The sequence below is a fragment of the Nocardia aegles genome (assembly GCF_052545135.1).
This window is the reverse complement of sequence record NZ_JBQWRI010000002.1, coordinates 745,391-767,634: the sequence shown is the minus strand read 5'-3', so window position 1 is coordinate 767,634 and position 22,244 is coordinate 745,391. Positions and strand designations below refer to the sequence as shown.

The 22,244-nt window shown below is 70.6% G+C and carries 7 protein-coding genes; all 7 read left to right on the top strand.

Annotation, left to right across the window (positions count from 1 at the left end; genetic code table 11):
- The first annotated feature begins 356 nt into the window (after window positions 1–356).
- Window positions 357–1,529 (top strand): sensor histidine kinase, encoded by a 1,173-nt coding sequence (locus ACT89H_RS08630; protein ID WP_445107985.1) that lies wholly within the window; start codon window positions 357–359, stop codon window positions 1,527–1,529.
- 132 nt (window positions 1,530–1,661) lie between these two features.
- Window positions 1,662–2,321 carry a response regulator gene (locus tag ACT89H_RS08625; protein WP_445107984.1) on the top strand — a complete coding sequence of 220 codons (660 nt, stop codon included), beginning with the start codon at window positions 1,662–1,664 and terminating at the stop codon, window positions 2,319–2,321.
- 90 nt (window positions 2,322–2,411) lie between these two features.
- Window positions 2,412–2,888 carry an FxsA family protein gene (locus ACT89H_RS08620; protein ID WP_445107983.1) on the top strand — a complete coding sequence of 159 codons (477 nt, stop codon included), beginning with the start codon at window positions 2,412–2,414 and terminating at the stop codon, window positions 2,886–2,888.
- A gap of 125 nt (window positions 2,889–3,013) precedes the next feature.
- Window positions 3,014–4,612, top strand: coding sequence for an amidohydrolase (locus ACT89H_RS08615; RefSeq protein WP_445107982.1), 1,599 nt, complete (start codon window positions 3,014–3,016; stop codon window positions 4,610–4,612).
- 909 nt (window positions 4,613–5,521) lie between these two features.
- Window positions 5,522–7,189 (top strand): apolipoprotein N-acyltransferase, encoded by a 1,668-nt coding sequence (gene lnt, locus ACT89H_RS08610; protein WP_445108262.1) that lies wholly within the window; start codon window positions 5,522–5,524, stop codon window positions 7,187–7,189.
- Window positions 7,190–7,565: 376 nt separating this feature from the next.
- Complete coding sequence (locus ACT89H_RS08605) at window positions 7,566–21,200, top strand: non-ribosomal peptide synthetase (protein WP_445107981.1); 13,635 nt, start codon at window positions 7,566–7,568, stop codon at window positions 21,198–21,200.
- Window positions 21,197–22,189, top strand: a complete 993-nt coding sequence (locus ACT89H_RS08600) for an ATP-binding cassette domain-containing protein (protein WP_445107980.1) — start codon at window positions 21,197–21,199, stop codon at window positions 22,187–22,189. The genes ACT89H_RS08605 and ACT89H_RS08600 overlap by 4 nt, the downstream gene beginning before the upstream one ends.
- The last annotated feature ends 55 nt before the right edge of the window (window positions 22,190–22,244 follow it).

Genomic DNA, 22,244 nt, shown 5'->3' with positions numbered 1-22,244 from the left:
ACCTGATGGGTGCGGTCGGACGCAGCCCGTCCTCAGTCCGCGCATGGCCGGAGCGAAGGCGGAGGTACGCCTGATGGGTGCGGTCGGACGTAGTCCGTCTTCAGTCCGCGCATGGCCGGAGCGAAGGCGGAGGTACGCCTATTGGGTGCGGTCGGACGTGGTCCGTCCTCAGCCCGCGCATGGCCGGAGCGAAGGCGGAGGTACGCCTATTGGGTGCGGTCGGACGTAGTCCGTCCTTAGCCCTGCGCATGGCCGGAGCGAAGGCGGAGGTACGCCTGATGGGTGCGGTCGGACGTAGTCCGTCCTCAGTCCGCGCATGGCCGGAGCGAAGGCGGAGGTACGCCTACCCTGATTTGGTGCGTCGTTTCAGTCTGTGGCTCCGGGGCAAGCCCGTCGTGGCGGACTCGGTGCTGGCGGCGATCTTCGTGCTGCTCGAGATCATCGGCGTCGCCGACGCGCACAACAAGCTCGCCTACCTGGTCATCGGGGTGCTGCTGCCGCTGCCGCTGGCCCTGCGCCGGGTGTATCCCCGGGCCATGGCGGCCACCACCCTGGCGCTGTCGCTGACGGAGACGCTGGTGGGCTTCCTGACCCGGGACGACGCCGATCACATCGCGCAGCTGTCGCACGGCATCATGCTCTACACGCTGGTCGCTTACGTCGGCAGGCGGGACGGGCTGTGGTACGGACTCGGTCTGGTGGTGGATCTCGCGTTGTCGATCCTTGCGATCGGGAAGCCGTCCGGGTCCGACGGCGTGTTCACGGCCATGTTCTACGCGTTGTGCTGGACGCTCGCGGAATTCATCGGCGCGCGGCACGCCTACGACGCCGAGGTAGCGGCCCGGCTCGCGGTCGCCGACTACGACAAGGAGCGTCGCGCGCACGACGCCGTAGCGGCCGAACGCACCCGCATCGCGCGGGAACTGCACGATGTGGTCGCCCACGCGGTGAGTGTGATCATCGTGCAGGCCGACGGGGCGAAGTACGCGCTGCGCCGCGATCCGGACGCGGCCGAGCAGGCGCTCACCACCATTGCGAGCACCGGCCGGGAAGCGCTGCGCGAACTGCGCAGAACCGTGGCCTTGCTGCGCACGGAGCATGCGCCCGACCAGCTTCCCCAGCACGGCACCGCGGGCATCGCCAAGGTCGTGGAGATGATGCGCGGTACCGGTCTGGCCGTCGAACTGGAATTGACCGGCGAACTCGACGACATCGCGCCGGAGGTCAGTCTCGGCGTGCACCGCATCGTGCAGGAATCGCTGACCAATACGCTGCGGCATGCTGGGCCGCACCCGAAGGCGTGGGTGCGGGTGCGCCGCACCGATACCGACGTGCTGATCGACGTCACCGACACCGGTGGGGCCCCGCCGCCCGAACCGGGCGCGCGCATCCAGGGCAGTGGGCTCGGTTTGGTCGGGATGCGCGAACGGGTCGCCGTGCTCGGCGGCCGCTTGGCGGCGGGCCGCGACGCCGACGGAGCCTGGCGGGTGCACGCCGGCATCCCGCTGCGGTCGGACCCCGTGGACTGAGCCGGGACGGTGCCATACGCGGTGCGAAAGTCGCTGGGCCGCAGGCAGATTCGGACCGATCCGACCGGGAGGACGGGCCGGCGGCGCAGCGGCCACCCGGCGCGCCGACGCGGTCACGTTACATTGGGGAACGTGCCGATCACCGTGCTCGTCGTCGATGACCAGGAACTCATGCGGATGGGATTGACGATGGTGCTCGGCGCGCACCCCGACATCGAGGTGGTCGGCGAGGCGGCCAACGGCGCGGCCGCGGTCGCCGCGGCGGCGGAACTGCGGCCCGACGTGGTGCTGATGGATGTGCGCATGCCCGTGGTCGACGGGGTGGTCGCCACCACCCGCATCGTGGAGGCCGGGCACGGCAGCCGGGTGCTCGTCATGACGACCTTCGATCTCGACGAACACGCGCTCGGCGCGCTGCGGGCGGGAGCGAGCGGATTCCTGTTGAAGGACACTCCGCCGGAGGATCTCGTCTCGGCCATCCGCAGCGTCGCCGCCGGTGACGCGGTGGTCTCGCCGAAGGTCACCAAACGTCTGCTGGATCGGCTCCTCGCGGAAGACCCGGCGCGCACCCGCGATCCGGGCGTGCTCGACGTGCTCACCGCCCGCGAACGTGAAGTGCTCGAGCAGATCGCGGCCGGCCGCTCCAACGCGGAGATCGCCGAGCAGTTGTACCTGTCGGAGGCCACGGTCAAGACGCACGTGGGCCGGGTGCTCACCAAACTGGGTCTGCGCGATCGAGTGCAGGCGGTCGTGCTGGCCTACGAGACCGGACTGGTGCGGCCGGGCGGCTGACCGTGGGGCCGCTGCGCACCCTATCCGGCGGATCGGGAGAAAAAGCCGGGCGTGGGACGTTGACCGGGTAGATCGTCCGAAAGGATAGCCATGCCCGCCTTGTTGTTCGTGCTGTATGTCGTCGTGGAGGTCGCCGCGCTGATCGCGGTCGGTCAGCTGATCGGCGCGCTGCCGACCATTCTGCTGCTGATCGCCGGGTCGGGTGCGGGCATGCTGCTGGTCGGTTCGCAGGGGCGGCGGGTGTTGGAGCGGTTCCGCCGGGCCGCGCGCGGCGAAGTGGCGCCGGGGACCGCCGTGGCCGACGGTGCCCTGGTCGCGGCGGGCGGTGTGCTGATGTTCGTGCCCGGCCTGGTCACCTCACTGTTCGGTCTGCTCCTGCTGCTGCCGCCCACGCGGTTCCTGGCACGCCCCGTGCTCGCGGCCGTCGCCGCACGGCGCTTCCGCAGGCTCGTCGCGACCGCGCCTTACCGCGGGGTGGTCGTCGACGGTGGCGACGTGGTCGACGGTGTCGTCGTGGGGCAGTGGTACGACGACGGCCAGGGCAACGCGCGCCGCGCGATCACCTAGAACTCGCCGCACCTGTTCCGTGCGGCGTCGCGGAGGGCTATCGCAGCCGGAGGATCTGGTCGGCCACCCCGTACTGAACGGCTGACCGAAACCGCCGATTCGGGCATGGGGCAGACTGGTGCCTCGTGAGTACCCAGTTGCTGATCGGCGGCCGTTTCTACAGCGCCAGTTCACCCGACGCCACGGCGATGGCGGTGAGCGACGGGACCGTCGTCTGGCTGGGCGCCGAGCAACCCGGTCGCGCGCTGCACCCGGACGCCGAAATCGTCGACCTCGACGGCGCCTTCGTCGCGCCCGCGTTCGTCGATCCGCACGTGCACGTCACCGCGCTGGGCCTGAAGCTGACCGGCCTCGACCTGTCGGCCGCCCGGTCGCTCGAGCACTGCCTGCGGCTGCTGCGCGAGTTCGCCGTGGCGTATCCCGACGGCGCGGTACTCGGCGACGGCTGGGACGAGACCGCCTGGCCGGAGGGACGGCCGCCCACCGTCGAGGAAATCGACGCGGCGGTGGGCCCGAGCAGGCAGGTCTATCTCGCGCGCGTGGACGCCCACTCCGCGGTGGCGTCCACGGCACTGCTGGACGCGCTGCCCGAGTTGGCGGCGACTGATGGATTCACCCCAGGTGAGCCCGTGCGTGCCGCCGCCCACCACCTGGTGCGTGCCGCCGCGTTCGCCGGTCTGTCTCGGGCTCACCGAGATCGAGCGCGCGCGGCGGCGCTGGACCACGCCGCCGCGCGCGGCGTCGTCGCGGTCCACGAATGCGCGGGCCCCGAGATCGCGGGCCGCGCCGATGTCCGTGAACTGCTCGAATTCGAACACGGCGTCCAGGTGCGGGCCTACTGGGGCGAGGCGGTGCGCAGCGCCGAGGAGGCTCGCGCCCTGATCGACGAACTCGGCGTGCACGCCCTCGGCGGCGACCTGTTCGTCGACGGCTCCTTCGGATCGCGGACCGCCTGGCTGCGTGCGCCCTATGCCGACGAATCCGGCTGCGGCCGAAGCTATCTCGATGCCGAGGCGATCGCAGATCACGTCCGCGCCTGCACTGTCGCCGGCATCCAGGCCGGATTCCACGTGATCGGCGACGCCGCGATGGACGCCGTGGTCACCGGTATCGAACGGGTGGTCGCCGAACTCGGCGGCCCGGCCGTCGCGGCGCTCGGGCATCGCGTCGAACACGCCGAACTCGTCGACGAGGAGCACATCTCCCGCCTGGCCCGCTGGGGCGTGATCGCCAGTGTGCAGCCGGGATTCGACGCCGCGTGGGGCGGAACCGACGGCATGTACGCGGCGCGGCTCGGCGCCGAGCGCGCCGCGGCGCTGAACCCGTTCGCCGCCATGGCCTCCGCGGGCATGGCCCTGGCGATCGGTTCCGACGCTCCGGTCACCGCGCTCGATCCGTGGGCGGCGGTGCGTGCCGCCGCCGAGCACCGCACACCGGGCCACGGCCTGTCCCCGCGGGCCGCTTTCGCCGCGGCCACCCGCGGCGCGTGGCGCGCGGGCGGAGTTCGCGACGGGGTCGCGGGCACCCTGGTACCCGGTGCGCCCGCGTCCTACGCGATCTGGGATGCCGGCGAACTCGTTGTCGCCGCGGCCGCGGACTCGGTACAGCGCTGGTCCACCGACCCGCGCTCACGTGTCCCGGGATTGCCCGCGCTGGACTCTGGCGCACCGCTGCCCACGTGCCTGCGCACCGTGCACCGGGGAGTGACGATCTATGCGAAATGAGCGGGCGCTGGTAGGGCCCGCGACGGCGCCCGATCGTCACGGGCCCGGCGTTCGAATACATCGGGCGGATCATGAGCGGCGTGGACCAGGCCGGGCGCCCACCGCGAGGCCGCGTGCCGGTGCGGGTCGCCGCTCCAGCGTGGCGCCGCCACGAGGTCCGCATGGTGCGCCCCACTCCGCCCGGCTCCTGCCGCGCCGTTCGGTAACCGGATTTCTCCCGGGTGATTGCCGCTGTGCCCAATCGGGACGGGAAGCGAGCACGGGCGGATGGGTAGCGGCAGGTGGCCGAGTCGAGTGCGGAAGAGATTGCGTACCGGTTGCGTGGCATGTGCCCGGCTTGTTCTCGGCCGATCGCGGAGCGAATCAACCGCCGTTTGTCCGTCGATTGCGGTGCGAAATGGCACCGCGTGCCAGTTCGGTGCTCGCCGAATTGATCGGGGAGCGGTGTGTGAATCGGCGGCATCGCTTGGCGTGGCTCGTTCGGGTTTTCCAGGGCCCGGGTTCGCGTACGGCTGCCGGAAGACGCCGGTCTGTCCGGCGCGGCGTAACCGGGGCACCGATACCGGGCGAGCGGCCGACGAACCGGTGTCGCCCGGCGATGAGCGAGTGGACACCTGATGAGTCGTGTGCGGAGGCGGTCCGCGGTTTTCCGCGCCGCGCCTCCGCTCGCTCGGCTCGGTGGGGTCCAACCGCCGCCGGGTCGACGTGGCGCGGCCGGTGTGCTGGTGTGCGCGTAGCGACTATCGCGGACTCGAGATTCCATGTGACAAACATCACTTCGCTTGCCGGGTTCGGATTCGCCGCATGGCGCCTGCCGACTTCGGCCCGGTGGGGGTCTCGATGGTCGACGGCTGACTGGCGGCGACCGGTCCGATGGCGGACAGTGGCCGAGTGATGGTGCGAGAGGGAATGCTCGGGTCGGTGTGGCAGGTGTCCGCGGTGGTACACCGTTATCCGGTGGCCACCCGTTCGGTGGCGGCGGTCCTCGCGGGTCTGTTACTGTTCGGCAGCTTCCCGCCCCGGCCGTGGTGGTTCCTCGCGCCCTTGGGCGTTGCGGTGCTCACCCTCGCCGTACGCGGCGACGGCCGCTTGCGGGCGGGTTTCGGCTACGGATTCCTGGCCGGGCTGGCGTTTTTCGTCCCCCTCCTGCCCTGGACCGGAATCTACGTCGGGCCGCTGCCGTGGCTCGCGCTGTCCACCGCTTGCGCGGTGTATCTGGGCGTCTTCGGCTTGCTCGGCCGGCTCGTCGGCGCGCTGCCCGGCTGGCCGCTGTGGGTGGCACTGGCCTGGACCGCGGCCGAATGGGGCAGATCCAACTTTCCGTTCGGCGGTTTTCCCTGGGGCCGTTTGGCCTTCGGCCAGGCCGACGGCTGGTTCCTGCCGTTGGCGGCGGTCGGCGGCGCCCCGCTGGTCGGGTTCGCGGTCGCGCTCACCGGCACCGGTACCGCGGCGTTGGTGTCCTCGCTGTGGTCGGCGCGGGCCACGAGTGACGGGAACGAAACCGCCGCCCCCGAATCCGGCGCGTCCGGACCCGCCGGTGCGGGCGAACCCGCCCCGGCGGCCCGACTGGGATATGCCGCTGGTGTTTTCACCGTCCTCGTCATGCCGCTCAGCGGTCTGCTGCTCAGCGCCGCGCTACCCGATCCGGACGCGGGTGACCGAACGGTCACGGTCGCGGCGATCCAGGGCAGCGTGCCGCGCCTCGGGTTGGACTTCAACGAGCAGCGGCGGGCCGTGCTGGACAACCACGTCCGGCGCACCGAGGAACTGGCCGACGAGGTGGCGGCGGGCCGCACGCCGCGTCCGGATGTGGTGATCTGGCCGGAGAACTCCTCCGATATCGATCCGCTGCGCAACGCCGACGCCGCCGCCCTGATCACCGCCGCCTCCGAACGGGTCGGCGCACCCATCCTGGTCGGCGCCGTGCTGATCAACTCGGACCGGACGACGACCAACTCGGTAATGGTGTGGAACGGCGCGGCCGGTCCGGGCGAACGGCACGACAAGAAGATCATCCAGCCCTTCGGCGAATATCTGCCGATGCGGAGTTTCTTCCGGCTCTTCTCCGAATACGCCGATCGGGCCGGATATTTCGTACCGGGAAATGGTGACGGAGTTGTGCATGCGGCCGGTATCGACATCGGCGTAGCGACATGCTATGAGGTGGCCTTCGACCGCTCGTTCGAGGACGCGATGCGCGCGGGTGCCCAACTTCTCACCGTGCCGACGAACAATGCGACCTTCGGTGACAGCGAGATGACCTATCAGCAGATGGCCATGTCCCGGGTCCGCGCTGTCGAGCACGGTAGAGCGCTGGTCGTCGCGGCCACGTCTGGTGTGAGCGCCATCATCGCCGCGGACGGCAGTGTGCGGCAGGAGTCCGCGTTGTTCGTTCCCGCCGCTCTGGTCGCGGAGCTTCCATTGCGCAACGACACCACTCTCGCAACACGAATCGGGCCTGCACCCGAGCGGATCTTCGTTATCCTGACGGCGGCCGCCGCAATGGCCGCGGTTTTGCGGCGGCGTTCAGCGCGTGCGGAATCGAGAACCGGCCGTCGAGCCGTCGGCCACCGCTAGATCCTGCTCTTCCCGCTTTTACCGAACATCCGGTCTGTTCTTTCCCCTGCCGCCCCGAAAGCGAAGGTGTGTAATCAAGTTGCGCGCTGTTCGCCGGACAATGTGAACGATCTGCGGAGTACCATCGAACAGTCTGGTCAGGAGCCGTTTTGCTTCGGTTCTACCTAGTTGAGTCGCAATGTTTGCGGAAATGTAACCAACCAAAGTGGCCTTCTGCCAAGGACGTTGGATGTGAAACAAATCCAAAACGTCGGCAATCCGGCTGATGTGACGCTCCGAATCATAGGGCGTGGATAACGTCCTGCGGCTGGCGCGCGTGCGCTTGCTGGGGCGGTGCTCGGGGAGTTGCGTCAACAGCGGCAGAACGGAGTGATTGATGAGTTCATTGGCCACGGATCGCGTCGACCAATGTTCATCCGGCGAATTCTCAGCCCAACCGTTTGCTCTGTCACCCGCACAGACAGCTCTCTGGTATGCGCAGCGGATTCGCCCCGACGTACCGCTGACGATCTCCCAGTACGTCAGGATCCACGGTCCCCTGGACGAGGGGCGGCTGCTGTACGCGATCGAGCGGTTCGGGGCGGAGACCCAGGTGGGTCAAGTACGCATGGTGGAAATAGATGGCACTCCGTATCAGATCGTGGATCCGGTGCACCGGCCCGGCTGGACCCGCATCGATCTGCGTGGCGAGGCCGACCCGTACACCGCGGCGTTGCGTTGGATGCACGAGCACACGAGTTCGCCGATCGATCTGGAACGCGACCCGCTGACCTCCAACGCGGTCCTGCGGATCGGTGACTCCGACTACATCTGGTATTCGTTCGCCCACCACATCGTCATCGACGGCTACGGCGCGATGAACGCGCTCACCCGCACCGCGGAGATCTACACCGCGCTGGAGAACCGGACCGAGCCGGTCGCGTCGCGGGCGACACCGCTGGCCGAGATCTACGCCGACGAGGCGCGCTACCACGACTCCCACCGCTTCCAGAGCGACCGTGAGTACTGGCTGGGGCAGTTGTCGGGCGTGGGGGAGCCGGTGAGCCTCGGCGGCGCCCGGCTCGGCGCCGCCACCCACGACGCGGGCCGCAGGCTGGCCACCGCCGTGCTCGACGACGAACACCATGCCGCGATCGGCGCGGCGTCCAGCGCGTGGAACACCACCGACTCGGTGCTGTTCGCCGCGGCGCTGGCCGCCTACGTGCGATCGGTGACCGGCAACGCCGACGTGGTGCTGAGCCTGCCGGTCTCGGCGCGCACCACGGTGTCGCTGCGCCGCTCGGCGGGCGTGATCTCCAACGTCGTGCCGATCCGGCTGCGTTTCGACGAGACGACCACGATCGGCGACCTGGTGAAGGCGGCCGAGCTGCAGATCACCGGCGCCCTCCGGCATCAGCGCTACCGGCACGACGACATCCGGCGCGACAGCGGCTACTCCCGCGACGCGCGCGGATTCTTCGGCCCGATGGTGAACCTGATGCTGTTCCACGACGAGCTGCGTTTCGGCAGTCTGGTCGGCTCCATGCACGTGCTGGCCACGGGCCCCGTGGAAGACCTCTCGGTCAACGTCTACAACGGTGCGGGTGGCCGCCTGCACGTCGACTTCGAAGCCAATCCCCGCCTCTACGGCGAGACCGAAGTGAGCGTGCACCACGCACGCTATCTGGACTTTCTCGGCCGCTTCCTCGCCGCGGATGCCGCGACGCCCGCCGAGTCGCTCGGCGCGATCACCCACGCCGAGCGGGAACAGGTTCTGCACCGGTGGAACGCCACCGGGGCGCCCCGGCAGGAAGGCACCCTCGCGAGCCGCTTCGCCGAACGCGCGGCGTCCGACCCGGACGCGATCGCGCTCGAGTTCGGCGACGAAGCGCTGACCTACGCCGAGCTCGACGCCCGCGCCAACCGCCTGGCCCGGCTGCTGATCGCGCGCGGCGCCGGACCGGACACGACGGTCGGGCTGTGCCTGCGCCGCAGCCTCGACCTGGTGGTCGGCATGTACGCGATCGTGCAGTCGGGAGCGGCGTACCTGCCGCTGGACACCGAGCACCCGGCCGAACGGATCGGGCAGATCGTGGGGCAGGCCGAGCCGTTGTGCGTGCTCACCTCGACCCGCGACGATGTGGAACTGCCCGCGACGGTGACCCGGCTGGACATCGACACCGTCCGGCTGTCCGGTTTCGACGACGCACCGCTCACCGACGCCGACCGCACGGCAGCACTGCTCCCCGACCACCTCGCCTACGTCATCTTCACCTCGGGATCGACCGGAAAGCCCAAGGGTGTCGGCGTGACTCATGCCGCCATCGTCAACCGGCTGGCCTGGATGCAGCACGAGTATCCGCTGGGCCGCGACGACGCGGTGCTGCAGAAGACCCCGGCCACCTTCGACGTCTCGGTGTGGGAGTTCTTCTGGCCCTTACAGGTCGGCGCGCGCTTGGTGATCGCCGCTCCCGACGGGCACCGCGACCCGGCATACCTCGCGCAGGTCATCGCCGAAAGAGGGATCACCACAGCACATTTCGTGCCGTCTATGCTATCGGTGTTCGTCACCGAGGCCGATCTGCGCGGCTGCGCCCGGCTGCACCGGGTGTTCTGCAGCGGCGAGGCGCTGCCCGCCGCCGCCGTGCGGGAGTTCTACGCGGCGCTGCCCGCCTCCGAACTGCACAACCTGTACGGCCCGACCGAGGCCGCCGTGGACGTCACCTACTGGGCGTGCCCCCCCGACGCGGCCGCCGTGCCGATCGGCTCGCCGGTATGGAACACCGAGACCTACGTGCTGGACGACCGGTTGCGGCCCGTCCCGCCCGGTGTGGTCGGCGAACTGTACCTCGCCGGAGTCCAGCTGGCCCGCGGCTACCTGAGACAGCCGCGGCTGACCGCGGACCGGTTCGTCGCCGACCCCTTCACTCCCGGTGCCCGGATGTACCGCACCGGCGATCTGGCACGCTGGCAGATCGGCCGCTCCGGCGCCGAACCGGGCGTGCTGGAGTATCTGGGCCGCAGCGACTTCCAGGTGAAGATCCGTGGTCTGCGCATCGAGCTCGGTGAGATCGAGGCCGCCCTGCTGGAGGACTCGACGGTGGCTCGCGCGGTATGCGTGGCACACGCCGGACGCACCGGCGACGAGCTGGTCGCCTACGTGGTCGCGGCGAAGCAGGACGACGAGGATGCCCGGCTGGACACGGCGGCTCTGTTGACCGCGCTGCGCCGCACGCTGCCCGGGTACATGGTGCCGTCGGCGTTGATGGAGCTCGACGAGCTGCCGCTGAGCGCCAACGGCAAGATCGATCGCAAGGCGCTGCCCGCACCCACGCCGGCCACGCGATCGCTGCGGCCGATCGCCGAACCGCGCACCGAGGTCGAGCGGGTGCTCGCGAGCATCTTCGCCGAGGTTCTCGACACCGAGGTCGGCATCGACGACAACTTCTTCGATCTCGGCGGCAACTCGCTCATCGCGGCACGGGCGGTGTCCAGGATCAACGCCGCCCTCGGCACCGCGCTGACCATCCGGGATCTGTTCGAGTCCGCGACGATCGCGGCGCTCACCCGTCGGTTCGCCATGCAGACCACCGATGTCTCCTCGCCGCGGCTGACCCCGGCCCAACGCCCGGAGCGGATCCCGCTGTCGCAGGCGCAGCAGCGGCTGTGGATCCTCAACCGGTTCTCCGAACACGCCGCCGCGTACAACATGCCGCTGGCGGTGGAGGTGGAGGGTCCACTGGACGTGGCCGCGTTGCGGGCGGGTCTGGTGGACGTCATCGAACGGCACGAGAGCCTGCGCACCACCTTCCCGGAGTCGCCGGAGGGCCCCTACCAGCTGATCCACTCGGCCGAGGCGATCCCGCTGACGCTGGACCCGATCGATGTCACCGCCGCCGACGTGGCGGAGCTGGCGGCCGAATACGCCGGATACGGCTTCGATCTGCGCAGCCAGGCCCCGATCCGGGTGGCGCTCTACCGCACCGGACCGCAGCGGCACGTGTTCCTCGTCGTGCTCCATCACATCTGCGGTGACGGCTGGTCGATCGCACCGCTGGCCAAGGACCTGATGACGGCGGTGGCCGCGCGGGCGAACGGCGTGCAGCCGCAGTGGACGCAACTGCCGGTGCAGTACGCCGACTTCGCCCTCTGGCAGCGCGAGCTGCTCGGCGACGAGTCCGATCCGGCCAGCGCGCTCAGCCGCCAGCTCGTCCACTGGCGCACGGAACTGGCCGGGCTCCCGGATCAACTCGATCTGCCGCTGGACCGCCCGCGCCCGCTGCACAGGTCGACCGTCGGCGGCCGGGTCGAGTTCACCATTCCGGCCGAGATCCGCCGAGCGGCGATCGAACTCGCGGCCGGCCGCGGTGTGAGCATGTTCATGGTGCTGCACGCGGCGTTGGCGACCCTGCTGTCGCGGCTGTGCGCGAGCGGTGACATCGCGATCGGCACCCCGATCGCGGGCCGTTCCGATCCGGCGCTCGACGACCTGGTCGGCATGTTCGTCAACACGCTGGTCCTGCGTACCGCGGTGGACCCGGCGGCCGGGTTCGACCGGATGCTCGACGTGGTGCGCGAGACCGACCTCAACGCCTTCGCCAACGCCGACGTGCCGTTCGAGCGGCTGGTCGAGGTGGTCAACCCGGAGCGTTCCCCGTCGCGGCACCCGTTGTTCCAGGTGATGCTGTCCTACGACCACGCGCCGGATCTGCGGATCGAGTTGCCCGGGGTCCGCGCCACGGTGCTGCCGATCGCCTCCGACGTCGCCAAGTTCGATGTGCAGTTGGTCGTCCACGACGACTCGGGCGACGGACCGCTGTCGGCCGAATTCGGTTACACGACAGATGTTTTCGATCAGTCCACGGTGCAGTCGTTCGCCCGGCGGTTCATCGCGGTGCTGGCCGGCGGCGTGGCCGCTCCCGAGTTGCCGGTAGGCGATCTGCCGATCCTCGACCGCAGGGAGAACGAGCAGCTGGTGCCCATCGGGGGCGCCCCCGCCGAGCCGTCGATCACCCTGGCCACCTTGCTGACCGGCACCGCCCGCAGGCTGCCGGACGCGGTGGCGGTGCGCTACCTCGGCGTCGACACCACCTACCGTGAACTCGACGAGCGATCGAACGCGCTGGCGCGGGTCCTCATCGAGCGCGGCGCCGGCCCCGAGACGGTCGTCGCGATCGCGCTGCCCCGCGGGCTCGACGCGATCATCGCGGTGTGGTCGGTCGCCAAAACTGGTGCGGCCTATGTGCCGATCGATCCGAACTACCCCGGTGAGCGGATCGCGCACATGATCGGTGACTCCGGCGCGATGCTCGGCCTGACCGACCCCGAATGCCTCGCCGCGATACCCGCCGTGCCCACCACGCGGGGCAAACACCGCAAGACCCAGGTCGACTGGCTGGTCGTGGGCTCGGGCGAACTGACCGCCGAACTGGCGGACCACGCCGTGGATCCGATCAGCGACGACGAGCGGCACCACCCGATGCGGGTGAGCCACCCGGCCTACCTGGTCTACACCTCCGGGTCCACCGGCACGCCGAAGGCGGTCGTCGTGACCCACGCCGGCATCGCCTCCCTCGCCGGCGAGCAGAACTATCTGTTCGGCATCTCGGACGCGGCGCGCACCCTGCACTTCGCCTCACCCAGCTTCGACGCGTCGGTGCTGGAGCTGCTGCTCGGCTTCGCCGCGGGCGCCACGATGGTGATCGCCCCGCCGGGCATGTACGGCGGCGCCGAGCTGGCCGCGTTGCTGCGCGAGGAGCGGGTCACCCACGCGTTCGTCACGCCGGCCGCGCTGGCCACCGTGCCGAGCGAGGGGCTCGACCACCTGGAGACGATCATCGTCGGCGGCGACGCCTGCTCGGAGGAACTCGTCGAGACCTGGACCGCGGGGCATCGCCTGCACAACATGTACGGTCCCTCGGAAGCCACTGTCGCGGTGACCGCGAGCGGGCCGGTGCGGCCCGGCCGCCCGGTGCCGCTCGGTTCGCCGGTTCGTGGGATGCGTCTGTTCGTGCTGGACGGTCGTCTGCACCCGGTGCCGCCGGGCACGCCGGGCGAGCTGTACGTGTCGGGTCCCGGCGTCGCCCGTGGTTACCACGGCCGTTTCGGTCTGACCGCGCTACGGTTCGTGCCCAACCCGCACGGCAGGCGCGGAGAGCGGATGTACCGCACCGGCGACCTGGTCGTCATGGAGCGGTCCGGACAGCTGCGGTTCCTCGGGCGCGCGGATGATCAGATCAAGATCCGCGGCTTCCGGATCGAACTGCGCGAGATCGACAACGTGCTGCGCCTGCATCCCGGTATCCGGTTCGCGCTCACCGTGGTGCACACCGACGAACAGGGGCAGGTGCGGCTGGCGTCGTATGTGACGGCCGACCGGCCGATCGAGGCGCGGGCGGTGCTGGAGACCGCGCGGCAGCGGCTGCCCGGCTACATGGTGCCCGCGTCGGTGGCGGTGCTCGACGAGATTCCGGTGACACCCGCGGGCAAGCTGGATCGAAGGGCGTTGCCGGAGCCCGTGTTCGAGGCCGCGGGGACTTCCCGTCCGCCGCGCACCGCGCTGGAACTCGGGGTGGCCGGCGTGTTCGGCGGGGTGCTCGGACGCCCGGTGACCGGAGCCGAGGACAGCTTCTTCGATCTCGGCGGCAACTCGCTGCTGGCCACCCGGCTCGCCGCCGCGCTGCACGCGGAGTTCGGTGTGGAGCTGCCGGTGCGGTCGATCTTCGAGGCGCCCACGGTCGCCGGAGTCGCCGAGCAACTGGATCGAGCGCCCCGGGCGCAGCGGCCGGCGCTGGCGGTGCAGACGCCGCGCCCGGGGCGCATTCCATTGTCGCTGCCGCAGCAGCGTTTGTGGTTCATCAATCGATTCGCACCCGAATCGAGTGCATACAACATCGCTTTCGTGATCCGCGTAGCGGGCGATCTGAACGTGGCCGCGTTGCGTGCAGCGATCACCGACGTGGTGCGGCGGCACGAAGTGCTGCGCACCGTCTTCCCGGAGGACGCCGAAGGCGCGCAGCAGGTGGTGCTGCCGGTGGAGCGCGCGGTGCCGGAGGTGGTGGTCACCGACGTCGACGACTCCGGCGCCGAGGCCGCGCTGGAGGCGTTGGCGCACAGCGGTTTCGATCTCACCAGGCAACCGCCGCTGCGGGTGGCGCTGCTGCGCACCGCGCCGGGGCGTTACCTGCTCGGGGTGGTGCTGCACCACATCGCCGCCGACGGCTGGTCGCTCGGCCCGCTGACCAAGGACCTGGCCGCGGCCTACGCGGCACGGCAGCGGGGCGAGGCGCCCTCGTGGACGCCGCTTCCGGTGCAATACGCCGACTTCGGGCTCTGGCAGCGTGCCTGCCTCGGCTCGGAAGCCGACCCGGACAGCGCCGCGGCGATCCAACTGGAGTACTGGCGCGGCGCGCTGGCCGGCATCCCCGACCGGGTGCCGCTGCCCTACGACCGGCCGCGCCCCGAGGAGCCGACGCAGCAGGCCGGGACGGTGCGCTTCACGGTGCCGGAGCAGGTGCGCCGCGGGCTCGCCGCACTGGCCCGCGATCGCGGCGTCAGCAAGTTCATGGTGCTGCGTTCGGCGTTCGCGGTGCTGTTGCGCTGCGTCACCGGCGGCCGCGACATCGTGATCGGCACCCCGGTGGCGGGACGTACCGATACCAAGCTCGACGATCTGGTCGGCATGTTCGTGAACACGTTGGTGCTGCGCTCCGACGTCGACCCCGACCACAGCTTCACCGACCTGTTGCGCGCCGACCGCGACACCGAGCTGGCCGCGCTGGCGCACGCCGACATCCCGTTCGAGCGCATCGTGGAGGAACTCGGTGCCGAGGTGCGCTCCTCCGGCCGTCATCCGCTGTTCCAGGTGGCGTTGAGCGTGCAGGACGCTCCGGCGCCCGCCCTGGAACTGCCCGGCCTCGCGTTGCGCGCGGAGCCGCTGGACATCGCGCTGGCGAAGTTCGACTTGGAGCTGCGGGTCGCGAACGACATCGGCACGCCGGCATCCGGCCCCGCCGAGACCGACAGCGTCTACGAATTCGTCTACGCCGCCGAGCTTTTCGACGAGGCGACGATCGAGACGCTGGCGCACCGATTCCTGCGCGTGCTCACCGCCGTCACCGCCGATCCGCGCGTGCTGATCCGCGACGTGGACGCGCGTACCGACCACGAGCGCCGCACACTCGCCCCGGCGCGGGGCGGGCAGGCGGGCGAGCCGTGCACGCTGGCCGCGTACTTCACCACCACCGCGCGGCGGTTCCCACACAACACGGCGCTGTGCGCGGGGACGACGTCATTGACCTATGCCGAACTCGACCGGCGCTCGAACCGCTTGGCCCGCGCGCTCATCGCACGCGGACTCGGTCCGGGAACCCGAGTGGCGCTCGGGCTCATCCGCTCGATCGATTCGGTGGTGGCGCTGCTGGCGGCCGCCAAGTCCGGCGCGACGTTCGTCCCGGTCGATCCGAAGTACCCGGCCGAGCGCGTCCGGCACATGCTCGCCGACTCCGGTTGCGCGATCGGCGTCACGGTCACCGAGTACGTGCAGCAACTGCGGGCCGGCGCCCCGGCCGGGCAGGACATCGAGTGGTTGCTGCTGGACCGTCCCGGATTCGCCGCCGAACTCGAAGGCCACGACGACGCGCCGATCCACGACCACGAGCGCCGGCACGCCGTCCACGTGGCGGATCTGGCCTACCTGGTCTACACCTCGGGATCGACCGGAACGCCCAAGGGCGTCGCGGTGACGCACACCGGTCTGTCCAACTTGGCCGACGAGATCCGCGATCGCATCGGCGTCGAGCAGCATTCCCGCACCCTGCACTTCGCGACGCCGAGTTTCGACGCGGCGATCCTGGATCTGCTGATCGCGCTGAGCGCGGGCGCGGCGATGGTGATCTGCCCGGCCGACATCTACGGCGGCGACGAGTTGGCCGCGCTGCTGGAACGTGAGCGGGTCTCCCACGGCTTCATGACCCCGGCCGCGCTGGCCACGATCGATCACGAACGCTGGCCGCTGCCGCACTTGCGTGCGCTCATGGTCGGCGGCGAGGCGGTGGCGCCGGACCTGGTGGCGCGCTGGGCGCCCGGACGTGTGCTGTGCGACGTGTACGGCCCCACCGAGACCACCGTGGTGATCACGATCTCCCGTCCGATGCGCGTCGGCGGTCCGATCACGATCGGCAGCCTGGTGCGCGGAGCCAGGGCAGCGGTGCTCGACGAGCGGCTGCGCCCGGTGCCGGTCGGCGTTCCCGGCGAGTTGTACCTCGCGGGGCACGGCGTCGCGCGCGGGTACTTCGACCGATTCGGGCTCACCGCAACCCGTTTCGTGGCCGATCCGTTCGGCCCGGCGGGCGCGCGGATGTACCGGACCGGAGACGTGGTGCGCTGGAACGCAGCCGGCGAGCTGGTCTACCTCGGACGCAGCGACCATCAGGTGAAGCTGCGCGGTTTCCGGGTCGAACTCGGCGAGATCACCGCCGCGCTCGGCGAACACCCGTCGGTGCGGTTCGCGCACACCGAGGTGCGCCGCATCGCGGGCGCCGACCGGATCGTCGCCTTCGTGCAGCCGGCCGACCCGGTAGCCGGTGTGGACACCGAGGCGGTGCGCGCCTTCGTCGCGCGCAGGCTGCCCACGCACATGGTGCCCTCGGGCCTCACCGTGCTGGACACCATCCCGCTGACTCCGGTCGGCAAGCTCGACATCAGCGCACTGCCCGAACCGCAGTTCCTCGGGGACTCGACCGGCCGTGCGCCGCGGACCGGAGCGGAGCGCCTGGTGGCCGGGGTGATGGAGGAGCTGCTCGGGGCCGAAGGCGTGCGCGCCGACGACAGCTTCTTCGACATCGGCGGCAACTCACTGCTGGCGACCCAGCTCGTCGCGCGGCTGGCCGCGGCCACGAATGTGCGGCTCGCCGTCCGCGCCGTGTTCGCCACGCCGACGGTCGCCGGGCTCGCCGAGCTGCTGGATGCGGGCGCCGCGTCCGACGCGGACCGCCCCGCGCTGGTGCGCCGGGAGCGCCCGCAGCGCATCCCGCTGTCGGCCGCGCAGCGGCGGCTGTGGTTCCTGAACCGGTTCAACGCCGGGTCGGGCGCCGGACAGTCGGCGGGCGCCTACAACGTCCCGCTCGTGCTGCGTATGACCGGCGGCCTCGATGTCGACGCATTGGTTTCCGCACTGCACGCGGTGCAAGCCAGACACGAAACCCTGCGCACAGTGTTCCCGGAGACCGACGGCGCGCCCGCGCAGGTCGTCCTCGACCCGGCCGAGGCGGCGATCTCGCTGTCACGGATGACGGTGCGCCCGGAAGAGGTCGAGACCGCCGTGCGGCGTTTCGCCGCATCGGGCTTCGATCTGGCTGCCACCGTGCCGATCCGCGCGGCGTTGATCTCGGTGCCGACCGGCGATCCGGCGGAGCACGTTCTCGTCGTCGTGGTGCATCACATCGCGATGGACGGCTGGTCGCTCGAGCCGATGGCCGCCGACGTCGCCGTCGCCTACCGCGCGGCCTGCGGCGGTGGCGCGCCGGACTGGATGGATCCCGAGGTTCAGTACGCCGACTACACCCTGTGGCAGCAGGACGTGCTCGGCAGCGAGGACGACCCGGACTCGGCGGTGAGCAGGCAGTTGGCGTACTGGCGACGGACCCTCGACGGCATCCCCGAGTTGCTGACCGTGCCCGCCGACCGGCCGCGTCCGCCCGCTCCGTCCTACCGGGGCGGCACCGTGGAGTGCGCGGTGGACCCGGTGACCCACCGCGAGCTGCAGATGATCGCGGGCAGCAACAACGTCAGCCTCTTCATGGTCCTGCACGCCGCGCTCGCGGTGCTACTGCACCGGATGACCGCTACCGACGACATCACCGTCGGCACCCCGATCGCGGGTCGCGGCCATCCCGCGCTGGACCGTTTGGTCGGCATGTTCGTCAACACGCTCGTGCTGCGCACCCGGATCGACCCCGGCGCCCGGTTCACCGATCTGCTGCACGCGGTGCGCGAATCCGACCTCGACGCCTTCGCCCACGCGGACCTGCCGTTCGAACGTCTGGTGGAGGTGCTCAACCCGGCCAGGTCCCAGGCGCATCATCCGATGTTCCAGGTGATGCTCTCGGTCCGCAACCAGCCGGTCGGCGGCTTGGACCTGCCCGGTCTGCACATCGAGGCGGCCGACATCGACACCGGGGTCGCGAAGTTCGATCTCCAATTCACCTTGACCGAAACGCAGACCCCGCAGCGTGATCCGGCCGGCATCACGGTGGCGGTGAACTACGCGAGGGACCTGTTCGACGAGCCGACCGCGCAGCGGCTCGGCAAGCGCCTGACTCGCCTGCTGGCCGCGATCGCCGCGAATCCGACCACCTCGGTGGGCGATCTGGAGGTGCTCGATCCCGCCGAGTGGTCGGGGCTGGCCCCGGTGCGCGGGGCCAAACCGGATCGGCCGATCACCTTCCCCGAGGTATTCGAGCGGGCCGCGAGCGTCGAGCGGGCCGGCATCGCCCTGGTCTCCGACGGCACCGAGGTGACCTACGACGCCCTGGATCGCTGGACCAACCGGCTGGCGCGCGTGCTCATCGCCCGCGGCGTCGGCCCGGAAACACTGGTGGCACTGGGTATCCCGCGGTCGATCGAGTCGGTGGCCACGGTGCTGGCGGTGGCCAAGGCGGGAGCGGCGTTCGTGCCGGTCGACCCGCTGTACCCGCAGCAGCGCATCGCGCACATGCTGTCGGATTCCGGTGCGGCACTGGGCATCACGCTCGCGGGCTACCGAGCCGAATTGCCCGAGGGGACGGAGTGGATCGTGCTCGACGATCCGGCGTTCCGCAGCCAGGTGCTCGACGCGCCGGACGTGCCGATCGCGGACGCGGAGCGCCTGGCTCCGCTGCGGATCGACAACCCCGCGTACGTCATCTACACGTCGGGCTCCACCGGCACGCCGAAGGGCGTGATGGTCACCCACGGTGGATTGTCGAACTTCGCCGCCGAGACCGCCCACCGGTTCGACGTCCAGCCGGGGTGCCGGGTGCTGCACTTCGCGACGCCGAGCTTCGACGCCGCGATGCTCGATCTGCTGCTGGCCCTCGGCGGCGCGGCGAGCCTGGTGATCACGCCCAGCGGCGTGGTCGGCGGCGACGACCTGCGGGAGGTCTTCGCCACGGAGCGGATCACCCACGCGTTCATCACCACCTCCGCGCTCGGCACGGTCGACCCCCGCGGTCTGCCCGAGTTGCAGCACGTGCTGGTCGGCGGTGAGGCGTTGCCGCCGGACCTGGTGACCAGGTGGGCGCCGGGCCGGAGTCTGTACAACGTCTACGGACCGACCGAGACCACCATCGTCACGGTGATCTCACAGCCGATGACACCAGGTGAGCCGATCACCATCGGCGGACCCATCCGCGGCGTCAACGCGGCGATCCTCGACGCGCGGCTGCATCCGGCTCCGCTCGGGGTGACCGGCGAGCTGCACCTGTCCGGTGACGCGTTGGCCCGCGGCTACCTGAACCGTCCTGGTCTGACCGCGCAGCGGTTCGTCGCCAACCCCTTCGGCAAGCCGGGGGAGCGGATGTACCGCACCGGCGATCTGGTGCGGTGGCGGGCCGGGTCGCGCGACCAGGGGTCGGCGGACGCCGCACCGGAGATCGAGTACGTCGGCCGCACCGACCATCAGGTCAAGATCCGCGGTTTCCGCATCGAACTCGGCGAGATCGACGCCGCGCTCGCCCGCCACGGCGGGGTCGCGTTCTCGATCACCATCGGGCATCGCACCCCAGCCGGCGCGACCGCGCTGGTGTCGTATGTGAAGGCGCGCGACGGAGTGCCGCTCACCGCGGCGGAGCTCTCCGGGCATGTGGCCGGGCTGGTGCCGAATTACATGGTCCCGCAATCGATCATGCTGCTCGACGAGATTCCGCTGAGCCCGGTCGGCAAGCTGGACCGGGCGAGGCTGCCGGAACCGGTGTTCACCGCGGGGGAGGGCTATCGGGCCCCCGCCACCCCGACGGAGCAGGCGCTGTGCGCGGCCTTCGCCGAGGTACTGGGTGTGGAGTCGGTGGGCGTGGACGACGGCTTCTTCGAACTCGGTGGTAACTCGCTTCTGGCCACGAAAGTCGTCGCGCGGGTGCGGGAGGCGGGCATCGACCTGCCGGTGCAGTTGATGTTCGGCGACGCGACGCCCGCGGCCATCGCGGCGCGGCTGGACGACGCGGGCGCGACCTCGGGCGCCGCGGTGGCGGCCATGCTGGCGCCGGTGTTGCCGATCCGGCCGCGCACCGCGGCGAGCCGGGCGCCGCTGTTCTGCGTGCATCCGGCGATCGGCCTGGCTTGGTGCTACTCGGGATTGCTCGCGCACCTCCCGGCGGACCGTCCGGTGTACGGGTTGCAAGCGCCGCACGCCGCCGGGCAGGCCGGATACGAGTCGATCGACGAGGCCGCGAGCCACTACGTGGCCGCCATCAGGGAGATCCAGCCCGAAGGGCCCTACCACCTGCTCGGCTGGTCGCTCGGCGGTCTGATCGCACAGGAGATGGCGGTGCAGCTGCAAGAGGCGGGCGAGGAGGTCGCGCTGCTGTCGATGATGGACAGCTACCGCCTGTCCGACGAGCTGCTCGACCAGGCGACGCCGAGTGTCGCCGAGATAGTCGGAGAGTTCGGCAGCGACGAACTGGGCGCGCAGATCGATCCCGGCATGAGTCTGCGCGAGGCGGCCGAACTGCTGCGCTCCCGGTCCGGGCCGTTCGCGGCGCTGACCATCGAGCATCTGGAGCGGCTCTACGCGGGCTACGACAACGGCACCGTGCTCGCGCACAGCTTCCGGCCGCGCCCGTTCGACGGCGACCTGCTGTTCTTCAGCGCGGGTGACGACCCGATCAACCGGGCCGATCCCGACCGGCGCGCCGACGCCTGGGAGCCGTACGTCACCGGCGCGGTGCACGATCACGAGCTGCGCTGCGCGCACTCCGCGATGACGACTCCGGAGGCACTGGCGGTGATCGGGCCGGTGCTGCGGAGGTGGCTGGAGACGAAGGAGACGCACAGGTGAGCTTCGCGGTGGAAGTGACCGGCCTGATGAAGAACTACGGCCGGGTCCGCGTCTTGGACGAGATCGACCTACGGATTCCCACCGGCACGGTGATGGGCCTGCTCGGCCCCAACGGCGCGGGCAAGACGACGACCGTGCGGATCGTCACCACGCTGCTCAAGCCGTCCGCCGGATCGGTGCGGGTCGCGGGCGTGGACGTACTGCGCGATCCCGCGGCGGCGCGCAAACGGATCGGCTTGTCCGGCCAGTACGCCGCCGTCGACGCCAACCTGTCCGGTTACGAGAACCTGCGCATGGTCGCGCGGCTGTACGGGATGTCGCCGCGACAGGCCACCGCGCGGGCCACCGAACTGCTCGGGGCGCTCGGGCTCGACCACGCCGCGCACCGTAGAGCGGGGACCTACTCCGGCGGCATGGCCCGGCGGCTGGATCTCGCGGGAGCGCTTGTCGCCCGGCCCGCCGTGGTGGTACTGGACGAGCCGACCACCGGGCTGGACCCGCGCGGCAGGATGGACATGTGGCGGGTGATCGGCGACCTGGTCGACGACGGAACCACGGTGCTGCTCACCACGCAGTATCTGGAAGAGGCCGACCTGCTGGCCGACCGGATCACCGTCATCGACCACGGGCGGGTCATCGCGCGCGGCTCGGCCGACGAGTTGAAGACCTCGATCGGCGGTGACCGGCTCACCGTCACGCTGGCCGCCGGACAGGCCGCCGAGCCCGCGCTGGCCGTGCTGGCTCAGGTCGGCATCGGCGAGCCCGGCCACGAGGCGGGCACCGACACGGTCTCCATAGTGGTCGGCGACGGCTCGCGCACGATGGTGGAGGCGCTGCGCAGGCTCGACGACGCGGGTGTCTGCGTGGTCGACGCGAACGTGCACCGGCCGAGCCTCGACGACGTATTCCTTTCCCTCACCGGGAAGCCGGGCGGTGCGCCCGTCGCGGAACCGGAGAACGACGACGTACAAGAGGAGATCATGTCGTGAGCACGGCAACCGTCGGGGAGAGCGCTCCGAAGACGAAGCCGGAGCCGAGAAAGGC